The sequence below is a fragment of the Brevundimonas sp. TSRC1-1 genome, assembly GCF_049898245.1.
GTDB classification, from domain to species: domain Bacteria; phylum Pseudomonadota; class Alphaproteobacteria; order Caulobacterales; family Caulobacteraceae; genus Brevundimonas; species Brevundimonas mediterranea_A.
Map to the genome: position 1 here is coordinate 165,215 of NZ_JAFCXI010000003.1, position 10,690 is coordinate 175,904.

The 10,690-nt window shown below is 66.3% G+C and carries 14 protein-coding genes; 3 read left to right on the forward strand and 11 right to left on the reverse strand.

The window, feature by feature from the left end:
• Positions 1–12: 12 nt before the first annotated feature.
• The 9 genes from era to folK all read right to left on the reverse strand — a co-directional run bounded on the left by era (position 13) and on the right by folK (position 7,787).
• Positions 13–960 (reverse strand): GTPase Era, encoded by a 948-nt coding sequence (gene era / locus ACP7CK_RS10710; RefSeq protein ID WP_292148442.1) that lies wholly within the window; start codon positions 958–960, stop codon positions 13–15.
• On the reverse strand, positions 957–1,667 hold the full coding sequence (gene rnc, locus ACP7CK_RS10715) for a ribonuclease III (protein ID WP_008260468.1): 711 nt from the start codon (positions 1,665–1,667) through the stop codon (positions 957–959). Before rnc ends, era begins: the two co-directional genes overlap by 4 nt.
• Positions 1,667–2,632, reverse strand: a complete 966-nt coding sequence (gene lepB, locus ACP7CK_RS10720) for a signal peptidase I (RefSeq protein WP_230307628.1) — start codon at positions 2,630–2,632, stop codon at positions 1,667–1,669. Before lepB ends, rnc begins: the two co-directional genes overlap by 1 nt.
• A gap of 58 nt (positions 2,633–2,690) precedes the next feature.
• Positions 2,691–3,092 carry a holo-ACP synthase gene (acpS, locus tag ACP7CK_RS10725; protein ID WP_154726192.1) on the reverse strand — a complete coding sequence of 134 codons (402 nt, stop codon included), beginning with the start codon at positions 3,090–3,092 and terminating at the stop codon, positions 2,691–2,693.
• Positions 3,089–3,829, reverse strand: a complete 741-nt coding sequence (locus ACP7CK_RS10730) for a pyridoxine 5'-phosphate synthase (RefSeq protein ID WP_008264343.1) — start codon at positions 3,827–3,829, stop codon at positions 3,089–3,091. Before ACP7CK_RS10730 ends, acpS begins: the two co-directional genes overlap by 4 nt.
• Positions 3,830–3,853: 24 nt before the next feature.
• Positions 3,854–4,438: an orotate phosphoribosyltransferase gene (gene pyrE / locus ACP7CK_RS10735; RefSeq protein ID WP_008264313.1), complete on the reverse strand. Its 585-nt coding sequence runs from the start codon at positions 4,436–4,438 to the stop codon at positions 3,854–3,856.
• Positions 4,439–4,476: 38 nt separating this feature from the next.
• The gene (locus ACP7CK_RS10740) at positions 4,477–6,630 is read right to left on the reverse strand and encodes a RelA/SpoT family protein (protein WP_426026350.1); all 2,154 of its coding nucleotides are present in this window, start codon (positions 6,628–6,630) and stop codon (positions 4,477–4,479) included.
• Between the two features lie 137 nt (positions 6,631–6,767).
• Positions 6,768–7,127 carry a DNA-directed RNA polymerase subunit omega gene (gene rpoZ / locus ACP7CK_RS10745; protein ID WP_008259724.1) on the reverse strand — a complete coding sequence of 120 codons (360 nt, stop codon included), beginning with the start codon at positions 7,125–7,127 and terminating at the stop codon, positions 6,768–6,770.
• 84 nt (positions 7,128–7,211) lie between these two features.
• Positions 7,212–7,787 (reverse strand): 2-amino-4-hydroxy-6-hydroxymethyldihydropteridine diphosphokinase, encoded by a 576-nt coding sequence (gene folK / locus ACP7CK_RS10750; protein ID WP_426025991.1) that lies wholly within the window; start codon positions 7,785–7,787, stop codon positions 7,212–7,214.
• On the opposite strand from folK, the gene ACP7CK_RS10755 reads away from it, so the two are divergent.
• The 3 genes from ACP7CK_RS10755 to ACP7CK_RS10765 all read left to right on the forward strand — a co-directional run bounded on the left by ACP7CK_RS10755 (position 7,786) and on the right by ACP7CK_RS10765 (position 9,258).
• Complete coding sequence (locus ACP7CK_RS10755; RefSeq protein ID WP_154726187.1) at positions 7,786–8,328, forward strand: NYN domain-containing protein; 543 nt, start codon at positions 7,786–7,788, stop codon at positions 8,326–8,328. The two genes, folK and ACP7CK_RS10755, sit on opposite strands and share 2 nt — an antisense overlap.
• Positions 8,325–8,963, forward strand: a complete 639-nt coding sequence (locus tag ACP7CK_RS10760) for a uracil-DNA glycosylase (protein ID WP_426025992.1) — start codon at positions 8,325–8,327, stop codon at positions 8,961–8,963. Before ACP7CK_RS10755 ends, ACP7CK_RS10760 begins: the two co-directional genes overlap by 4 nt.
• Positions 8,964–9,063: 100 nt before the next feature.
• On the forward strand, positions 9,064–9,258 hold the full coding sequence (locus tag ACP7CK_RS10765) for a hypothetical protein (RefSeq protein ID WP_426025993.1): 195 nt from the start codon (positions 9,064–9,066) through the stop codon (positions 9,256–9,258).
• 10 nt (positions 9,259–9,268) lie between these two features.
• Here ACP7CK_RS10765 and smpB read toward each other — a convergent pair whose 3' ends face one another.
• Together smpB and dapA are read right to left on the reverse strand one after the other, a co-directional pair.
• The gene (gene smpB, locus ACP7CK_RS10770) at positions 9,269–9,742 is read right to left on the reverse strand and encodes an SsrA-binding protein SmpB (protein WP_008259266.1); all 474 of its coding nucleotides are present in this window, start codon (positions 9,740–9,742) and stop codon (positions 9,269–9,271) included.
• Positions 9,742–10,626 carry a 4-hydroxy-tetrahydrodipicolinate synthase gene (gene dapA, locus ACP7CK_RS10775; RefSeq protein WP_008260157.1) on the reverse strand — a complete coding sequence of 295 codons (885 nt, stop codon included), beginning with the start codon at positions 10,624–10,626 and terminating at the stop codon, positions 9,742–9,744. The genes smpB and dapA overlap by 1 nt, the downstream gene beginning before the upstream one ends.
• Positions 10,627–10,690 lie beyond the last annotated feature (64 nt).

Sequence of the window (10,690 nt, forward strand, 5' to 3'; positions counted from 1 at the left end):
AAACACGGGAACTCAGACGTCGAAATCGAGACCGAACTGGGCGTAGAGCGCCCGTGAATCCTGCCATTTGGGATCAACCTTGACGGTCAGGAACAGGTGGACCTGACGGCCGAGGATCTCGTTCAGCTCCTCGCGCGCCTTCTGGCCGATCCATTTCAGGGTCTGGCCGCCCTTGCCCAGGACGATGGGCCGCTGGCTCTCGCGCTCGACATAGATGGTCTGTTCGATCCGGGCCGAGCCGTCGGCGCGGTCCTCGAAACTGGTGGTCTCCACCGCCGCCGAATAGGGCAGTTCCTCGTGGACGCGCAGATAGACCTTCTCGCGCGTGATCTCGGCCGCCAGAACCCGCACCGGCACGTCCGCCGCCTGGTCCTCGGGATAGAGCCACGGCCCCTTGGGCATCGACCGCGCCAGACGCTGCTTCAGGTCCTCGACCCCGTCGCCGTTGGCGGCGGAGATCATATAGACCTCCTCATAGACGCCGCTCTCGAACAGTGTCTGCGACAGGGCCAGCAGGGTGTCGCGGCGCATGCCGTCGATCTTGTTCAGCGCCAGAATGACCTTCGTCCCGGTGGACTGAAGATTGGCGATGATGGTCTCGGTGTCCTCGGCCGAGCGGCGATCGGCCGCCGTGCCTTCACGGCCCTCGGCGTTGATGTGCGACTGGGCGTCGATCAGGTGGACGACCACGTCCGCGTCCTGCGCTCCGCCCCAGGCCGAGGCGACCATGGCCCGGTCCAGACGGCGGCGCGGGGTGAAGATGCCGGGGGTGTCCACCAGAACGATCTGGGCGTCGCCTTCCATGGCGATGCCGCGCACCGGGAACCGTGTCGTCTGCACCTTCTGGGTGACGATGGAGACCTTGGATCCGGTCAGCCGGTTGACCAGCGTGGACTTGCCGGCGTTCGGCGCGCCGATGATGGCGGCGAAGCCCGCGCGCTGGTTTTCGATATCGGTCAAATGACGCCTTCACGTTTGAGGAGAGCCGTTGCGGCCGCCTTCTCCGCCTCCTGACGCGAACGCCCCTGTGCGGTCAAGGGCTCCACGCCCTCGACGGACACCTCGATGGTGAATGTCGGCGCATGATCCGAACCCGTCCGATCCGCGACGCGATAGGTCGGAAGCGGTCGGCCCTTGGCCTGGGCCCATTCCTGCAGCGCCGACTTGGGGTTGGTCACGGTCCGCGAGGGCGGGGCGGAAAACTCTTCCGCCCAGGCCTTGTCGAAGAAGGCTCGCGCCGCCTCCAGCCCGCCGTCCAGATAGACGGCCGCCAGGATGGCCTCGACCGCGTCGGCGATCACCCCGGCCTTGCGGCGCCCCCCCGTCTTGGTCTCGCCCGGCGACAGCCGCAGCGCAGCGCCGACGCCCAGGGCCTCGCCCACGCGCGCGCAGGCGGTCTTGTCGACCAGGGCGTGCAGGCTGGACGAGAGCTGACCCTCATTGGCGGTGGGATAGTCCCGCGACAGCTTCTCGGCCACCAGCAGACCCAGCACCCGGTCCCCCAGAAACTCCAGCCGCTCGTTGTCGCGCGGACCGTGCACGCCGACCGGCGCGCCCTCCCCCACGCTGGCGTGGGTCAGGGCGCGTTCCAGCAAGGCCGCATCCCTAAAGGCATGACCAATGCGTGTCTGAAGCGCCGCGACCGCCTCGGCCCGTAAATTGGCCATCAGTGCAGGACGTTGAAGAACCGGTCGAGCCGCACGTTGAACCAGCTGACGGGGTTCCACAGCGACGATCCGGGCTTCCACGAGAACAGGATGATCTGCGCCTTGCCGACCAGGTTCTCGGCCGGGACCATGCCCACGCCGCTGGACTGTTCGACACGGCTGTCGATCGAGTTGTCGCGGTTGTCGCCCATCATGAAGTAGTGGCCGACCGGCACCTCATAGACCGGGGTGTCGTCCAGGTCGTTGCCGGGGCCGAAGTCCTGGGTCATGAAGCTCTTGCCTTCCGGCAGGGTCTCGCGGACCTCGGCGATCGGGTGCGCGCCGAAGATGTCGTCGATCTCACCCTGGCTGACGACGACGTCCTGAACCGGCTTGTCGTTGATATACAGCTTGTTGGCGATCATCTGGATGCGGTCGCCCGGCAGGCCGATCACTCGCTTGATGAAGTCGGTCTTGTCGTCACGCGGCAGCTTGAACACCACGATATCGCCGCGCTTGGGCGCCGAACCCATGATGCGGCCGTCGAACAGCGGCGGGCTGAACGGGATCGAGTGTTTCGAATAGCCGTAGGACCATTTCGACACGACGATATAGTCGCCTTCGTACAGGTTCGGCTCCATCGAGGCCGACGGGATGGTGAAGGGCTGGAACAGGAAGATCCGCAGCACCATGGCGATCAGCAGGGCGAAGAAGATCGTCTTGACGATCTCGACCGTTTCGTCGCCGGCGCTCTGTTCGCCCTTGGCCTTCTTGGCAGGCTTGCGCGCATAGACCGGAGTCGTCGGCTCGTCCTCGAACGGCGCATCCCCCTTGTCGCTCCAGACCGGGCGCTTTTCGGCGGCGGGATCCTTCACCGCCTCCACAGGCGCATCGGCCTCGGACGCGGCGAAGACTTCCTCCGGCGTGGCGTCAGTCGCGTTGGTCTGGGCAGCATCGGCGTCGTGCGGCTTCTGGTCTTCGCTCATGCGATCAAGCATCCCCTTGCCGCGTCTGCGCGGTCGTCTCGTGACGGGTATATCGCGATTACGACAGCGGCAAGGCTTCGATCACCACGAAGGCGAGTGCATAGGGGTGTTCATCGCTGAGGGTCAGGTGAATCCTCGCCTCATGACCCGCCGGCGTCAGTCGCGCCAGATGGTCGGCGGCGTGGCCCGTCAGGGCCAGGGTCGGCTGGCCGGAGCGCAGATTCACCACCCCCATGTCGCGCCAGTAGACATCGGCTCTCATCCCGGTGCCCAGGGCCTTGGCGCAGGCCTCCTTGGCGGCGAACCGCTTGGCGTAACTCCAGGCGGGATCAGGCTTGCGGTCCGATCGCGTCCGCTCCAGATCGGTGAAACAGCGCTGTTTGAACCGCTCGCCGAACCGATCCAGCGAGGCCTGGATTCTCCGAATATCGGACAGGTCCGCCCCGACGCCCAGGATCACAGGGCGGCGTCCATCGCCGCCCGCATGCGGCGGATGGCGGAATCCAGGCCGACGAAGATGGATTCGCCGATCAGGAAATGGCCGATGTTCAGCTCGCGAACTTCGGGGATCGCCAGCATGCGCGGCGCCGTGTCGTAGTCCAGCCCATGGCCGGCATGGACCTCAAGCCCCAGGATGTCGGCCTGGGCGGCGGCGGCGGCGATCCGTTCGAACTCGACCTCCCGCTCGCCGGGATCGGTCAGCAGGCAGTAGCGGCCCGTGTGGAACTCCACCACTTGGGCGCCGACGGCGGCGGCGGCCTCGACCTGGTCTTCCGACGGCTCAATGAACAGGGACACCCGGATGCCCGCCTCGGCCAGGGCCTGGGCCACCGGCGCGATCCGCGCCTCGTGCCCCGCGACGGCCAGACCGCCCTCGGTCGTGACCTCCTCGCGCCGTTCGGGCACCAGACAGGCGGCGTGGGGCCGATGGCGCAGGGCGATGGCCAGCATCTCCTCCGTCACCGCCATCTCGAAATTCAGCGGCTTGCCCGCCCGGGCGCACAGGGCGCTCAGAACATCGATGTCGGCGTCGGTGATATGGCGACGGTCCTCGCGCAGATGGGCGGTGATTCCGTCGGCGCCGGCGGCCAGCGCCGCCTCAGCGGCACGGGCCGGATCAGGATGCGTCCCGCCCCGCGCGTTCCGCACGGTGGCGACATGATCGATGTTGACGCCCAGCCTGACCCGTTCGCGCATCTCAGCTCCTCGCCAAACCGAACATCACTTCGAAAGTCTGCGGCTGCCCGGATCTTCGACCGGCAAAGCCGCCAGTTCCGGCGGCAGGGCGTCGGCCGGATAGGCCGGCACTTCCAGCGAGGCCAGGGCGATCAGGGGCACGCCCACATCCGCCTTGCCGCCCGACCGATCCACGATACAGGCGGCCGCGACCACTTCGCCCCCCGCAGCCTGGATGGCGGCGATGCATTCGCGCGACGACAGGCCCGTGGTGACGATGTCCTCGACCATCACCACCTTCTGCCCCGGCTCGACCGAGAACCCGCGCCGCAGCTTGAACTGCCCGCCTTCCCGCTCGACATACATCGACGGCACGCCCAGGTGACGCGCGGTCTCATATCCGGGGATAATCCCGCCCACGGCCGGCGAAATGGCGACATCCACGGGCCCCACGGTCGCGACGATCTTGTCGGCCAGCGCCTTGCACAGGCGTTCGCAGCGGTCGGTCTGCATGAAGACCAGGTTCTTCTGCAGGAAGACCGGGCTGTGCAGGCCGGACGACAGGACGAAATGGCCTTCGCGCAGGGCGCCGGCGTCACGGAATTCGTTGAGGACGTCTTGGGTGTTCATGGCGCGGTCTTAGCGCCTGGAAGCGTCGTGTCAAAGGCTCAGCCTCGACCGCGATCGACGTTGTCGACGGATGGATTGGCCCGCAGCGCCGCCATGAGCATGGTCGCGTGTTTGGCGTCCTCGACCTCGACGTCGATGGTCACATCGAAGAAGTCCTGTTGGCGGTAGGCCATCGACAGGTTGATGATATTGCCGCCCGCCTCGCCGATCAGGGTCGTCACCTGCCCCAGCACCCCCGGCGCGTTGCGAATGGTCGCGTTCAGACGAACCGCCGCAACGGCGTCTGTCTCGGCCTGGGGCGTCCATTGCAGGTCGTGCCAGACCGAGTCGTCATCGGCGAAGGCCGCCAGGGACTGGCAGTCGATCGTATGGACCGTCAGGCCGATCTCCGGCTCCAGGATGCCGACGATCCGATCACCCGGCACCGGGGTGCAGCACTGACCGAAATGGACGCTGACGCCCGGCGTCAGTCCGCCACCGCGCACGAACAGACGGGCGGTGTCGCTTTCGATCCGTTGTTTCTCGGGTCCGGCCTTCAGCCGCCCCTTCATGGCGGGGAACAGGGTCTCCGCCACCGTCGTCGGCGACAGTCGGCCGCGACCCAGGCTTTCGAACACATCATCATCGCCGGCGACCGCCAGGGTCTCCAGAATCGGCTTCAGCGACACCTCGGCCAGAGTCTTGTCTATTCGGGCCAGGGTCTGCTGCAGGGCGATCCGGCCCAGTTTGACGAACTCCTCGCGTTCCGAAGTCCGGATGTGGCGGCGGATGGCTGAACGGGCCCGGCCCGTGACCGTCAGGCTGCGCCAGTCGGCGGGCACTTCGCGTTTGGCCCCGCGGATGATCTCGATCACGTCGCCGTTCTGAAGCGGCGTCCGCATCGGCTTCAGTTCGCCATTGACCTTGACCCCCACGGCCGTGTCCCCGACCTCGGTGTGGACGGCGTAGGCGAAGTCCAGCGGCATGCCGCCGCGCGGCAGGGTCACCAGCCGCCCCTTGGGCGTGAAGACGAACACCTGGTCCAGGTACATTTCGAGCTTGGCGTGCTCGACCCAATCTTCGCCGCCCTCGCCGTGCTCGATCACCTGAACGAGATGGCGCAGGTTCTGCAGCGGATCGCGTCCGCCGCCCTTGGCCATGGCCTCGCGGTCGAATCCATAGGACTGGTTCTTGTAGCGCCAATGGGCCGCCACGCCGTCTTCCGCCACGCGATCCATCGCCTCTGTGCGGATTTGCATCTCGATCCGGAGGCCGCGCGGCCCGACCACAGTGGTGTGAAGCGAGCGATAGTTGTTCGACTTGGGCGTCGAGATGAAATCCTTGAACCGCTCCGGCACCATCGGCCATTCGCGATGGATGACGCCCAGGGCGCGGTAGCAGTCGTCTTCCGCTTCAACGATCACGCGGAACCCATAGATGTCCGACAGGGACGAAAACCCGACCGACTTGCGCTGCAGCTTGCGCCAGATCGAATAGGGGGTCTTCTGCCGCCCGAACACATGGGCGCCCACGCCCGCCTCGGACAGAACCCGCTCGACCTCGCCGGACACGCCTTCGATGGCGCGGCCATGCTCCAGCTTCAGCGCCTCCAGCCGCCGTTCGATGGCCGTCTTCGCCGTCGGATTCAGATAGGTGAAGGCCAGTTCTTCCAACTCGGACGCAATCGAGTGGATGCCGATCGACCGTCCCAGCGGGGCATAGACTTCCAGCGTCTCGCGGCTGATCCGTTCGCGCTTCTCCGGCTTGACGTATTGGAGCGTGCGCATGTTGTGCAGACGATCCGCCAGCTTGACCAGCAGCACCCGGACGTCCCGGCTGATGGCCAGGATGAATTTCCGCAGGTTCTCCGCCTGGCGGGTGTGCTCCGCCTGGAGCTCCAGCCGGCTCAGCTTGGTCACGCCCTCGACCAGAACGGCGACCTCTTCGCCGAACATCTGGGCGATGTCGTCGCGCGTCGCCGAGGTGTCCTCGACCACGTCGTGCAGCAGGGCCGTGACGATGGTGGCTGTGTCGAGCTTGTAGTCGGTCAGTATGCCCGCGACCTGGATCGGGTGGGCGAAATAGGGATCGCCCGAGGCCCGCATCTGCGAGCCGTGCATCTTCATCGCATAGACATAGGCGCGGTTCAGCAGCGCTTCGTCGGCGGTAGGGTCATAGGCCTTGACGGCCTCGATCAGTTCGAACTGACGCAGAACGGGCGCACGCTTGGGGGCGGGCTCAGGTTCGGATGCTGTCGAAACAGGTTCGTTTTTGTTTGCAGTTTGGGGCGCCGGCGGAACCGTCTCGGTCCGCGCCGGCAGGATAGTGACGCCAGGGGCTCCCTCGGGCGTCAGTACCGCTCCTCCTGACCGCCGTCGCGGTCGCTTTGCAGCGCGCGGATCAGCTCGGCCTCGGCCATGTTCATGTGTTGCGGTTCGGCCAGCAGGGCGACGGTTTCGGCTTCGTCCTCGGCTTCGGTGCGCTCATCGACGCGTTGCAGCGTGGTGATGATGGTTTCGCGCAGTTCGTCCGGCACGACGGTGTCGTCGGCGATCTCGCGCAGGGCGACGACCGGGTTCTTGTCGTTGTCGCGGTCGATCGTCAGGGCGGCGCCGTTGGCGATGCTGCGGGCGCGGTGGCCGGCCATCAGCACCAGACCAAAGCGGTTCGGTACCTTTTCGATGCAGTCTTCGACGGTGACGCGGGCCATGAAATTCCTCGAACGCGGGGGAGAACCGCGTGAAATACAGATAGGGACTGACTTTTGCAACGCCAGAGCGGCGAAAGTGCGGCCTCAGACCGGATGGGCGTCGCGCCCCACCGTCGCCGAAGCCGCCAGGGCCTGGGCGACCCCGCCGTGGGGATGGACCCAGTCCGGCGCGATCTCCGCAATCGGCCCCATAACGAAGCGGCGCTCGGCCGCGCGGGGGTGCGGCAGGATCAGCCCGTCCAGGTCTCCGCTCAGTCGACCATAGGCGATCAGGTCCAGATCCAGCGTGCGCGGGGCGTTGCGGACCGACCGCTGACGGCCGAAGACATCCTCGATCCGCCCCAGGGCCGCCATCAGCGCGTGGGGATCGTGGCGCGTGGCGACGATGACCACCCCGTTCAGGAACGGCGGGTCCTGCGGATCGGGCCAGGCCATGGACGACCACCAGGATGATCGCGCCACCACATCGACGCCCTCGCTGCGAAAACGCGCCAAGGCGGCCTCCAGCGCCTCGCGGCAGGAGGCCCAGACCCCCTTGTCATTGCAGCCCAGCGCCACGATGACTGCAGCGTCCAGATCGGGCGCGCCGTCGATTCCCACATCGACTGCAGCGTCCGGCAGGGCGCCATTTTCTTCATTTCTTTTGACGGCCTCGACCATGTTTCATTCCACCGACCGCCTGGCGATCTTCATCGACGGCTCGAACCTGTATTCCGCCGCCCGCGCCTTGCAGCACGATATGGACTTCAAGCGGATGCTGGACTGGTTCCGCGAGAAATCCATCCTGACGCGAGCCTATTATTACACGGCGGTGGTCGAGGGCGAAGAGTTCTCGCCGGTGAAGCCCCTGGTGGACTGGCTGGACTACAACGGCTTTTCGGTCGTGACCAAGCCGGTGAAGCGCTTCACCGACGGCCAGGGCCACAGCCGGATCAAGGGAAATATGGATATCGAGATCGCGGTGGACATGCTGGAACTGGCCCCCCGCCTGGATCACGCCGTGCTGTTTTCCGGCGACGGGGACTTTCGGCGACTGGTGCAAGCGGTGCAGGCGCAAGGCGTGCGCGTCACTGTCGTCTCGACCCAGAAGACCCAGCCGCCGCATATCGCCGACGAACTGCGTCGCCAGGCCGACGCCTTCCTTGATCTGAACGACCTGATGGCCGAGTTCGGCCGCCCCAAGACCGGCGCCGGTCAATGAGCCTGAGACCCGAGCCCCCCCGCGACTGCCCCCTGTGTCCGCGCCTGGTCGAGTATCGCCAGGAGAACGCCCGCCAGAACCCCGACTGGTGGAACGGCCCCGCCCCGTCCTTCGGCGATCCCAACGCCCGGCTGCTGGTCGCGGGTCTCGCGCCGGGCCGCACCGGCGCCAATCGCACGGGGCGGCCTTTCACCGGCGATCACGCCGGCTGGCTGCTGTACGACACCCTGAAAAAGGCCGGCTTCGCCCAGGGCCACTATGATCCGGACGGCGACGACGACCTGACGCTGGTGGACTGCATGATCACCAACGCGGTCCGCTGCGCCCCGCCCGGCAACAAGCCGCTGCCGATCGAAGAGACGACCTGCCGCCCCTTCCTGATCGACCGCCTGGCCTTGCTGCCCAATCTGAAGGTCATCGTGACCCTGGGCGACGTCTCTCGCCGCAACATCCTCAAGGCGTTCGGCCGGCCGGCCTCGGCCATGCCGGCCGGCCATGGCGCAGAGGGCGAGGCCGGCGGATACGTCATCCTGAACTCGTATCACTGCTCCCGATTGAACACGAACACCGGCCGGCTGACCCCGGCCATGTTCGAGGCGGTGTTTGATCGGGCGCGCGAGATCATCGCCCGCTAACCCTCTACTGTTGCGTGCGTGTCGCACGACTCTGCCATGCTGAAATAAGGCGGAACAGAGGCGAGCGTTCGGCGTTCGTCTCCCAGCGGGAGGCTGGACGATGCGACGCACTGACGGATTATTCACGCGACGCGAGCGCAGGATCGCGATCCTGGCCGCGATCCTCGTGATTGTGATCACGGGCCTGGCCCTGATCACAGGCGGCCTTTTCCATCCGTCCACAGGGACCGGAGGCGCGGGCGGCTATGGTTTCGCTGATCTGCCGGGCGTCACGGACGCCCGGCCGCTGGGGTAGTGTTCGGACCTCAGCCCTTGTCGCGCATCAGACGGGCCTTGTCGCGCTGCCAGTCCCGTTCGGCCGAGGCCTCGCGCTTGTCGTGCAGCTTCTTGCCCTTGGCCAGGGCGATCTCCAGCTTCGCCTTGCCCGCGTCGTTCAGATACAGCTTCAGCGGAATGATCGTCTGACCGTCGCGCTGCACCGCCCCTATCAACCGGTCGATCTGCTTCCTGTGCAGCAGCAGTTTACGTGGTCGGCGCGGCTCGTGATTGAAGCGGTTGGCCTGCTTGTACGGCGGGATGTCGGCGTTGATCAGGACGATCTCGCGCCCCTCCACCGCCGCATAGCTTTCGGCGATATTGGCCCGTCCGTCCCGCAGCGCCTTGATCTCTGTGCCGAGCAGTTGAATACCCGCCTCGATATTGTCCTCAAGGAAATAGTCGAACCGCGCGCGGCGGTTCTCGGCGATGACCTTGGACTTCGACTGCGGCTGCGGCGCCATCAGACGACGCCCGCATCCGCCATGGCGCGGTCGATCAGCGGCTTGACCCCTTCCGAAGTCGGCGACAACGGCAGCCGCGCCTCCTCGCTGCACAGGCCCAACCGGGCCAGGGCGTATTTGGTCGGAGCCGGAGAATTGTCGAGGAACAGCGCCTTGCACAGGCCGATCAGTCGATTCTGCCAGTCGCGGGCGGTGGCGTAGTCGCCGGCCGCCGCCGCATTGTGCAGGGCGACCATGGCCTCGGGCGCGACATTGGACGCCACCGAGATCAGTCCGACCCCGCCACAGGCGTGATAACCCAGATAGCTGGAATCATCGCCCGAGATCAGGTCGAATTGGCCGTCGATATTGGCGCGCATCCAGCTGACCCGGCTCATGTCGCCGGTGGCGTCCTTGACGCCGACGATGTTCGGATGGGCCGCCAGCCGCGCTACCGTCTCATTGGCCAGATCGACTCCCGTACGCGACGGGACGTTGTAGAGCAGGATCGGCAGCTGAACGGCGTCAGCGATAGCCTCGAAATGCGCCGCCATGCCCGCCTGCGAGGGGCGGATATAATAGGGGGTGACGATCAACGCCCCATCCGCACCCACCGCCTTGGCGTGCCGGGTCAGGTCGATGGCTTCCTTGGTGTAGGGCGATCCGGTTCCAGCGATGACGCTGACGCGCCCCGCCACCAGCCGCACGCATAGGTCGATCACATGCTTGTGCTCGTCCAGGTCCATGCTGGCGCCCTCGCCCGTCGTGCCGACGGGCACCAGGCCGTCGACGCCTGCGGCGATCTGTCTTTCGATGAGCGTGGCGAATGCGGCTTCGTCCACGTTTCCGTCATGAAGTGGTGTGATCAGGGCGGTGATCACGCCCTTGAACAAGGGGGCGGTCATGGGACTAGCTAGCCTGCGTGGGGAGGGGCGATGGACGGATGTCCAGAACCTCTGTCTTGAGAGC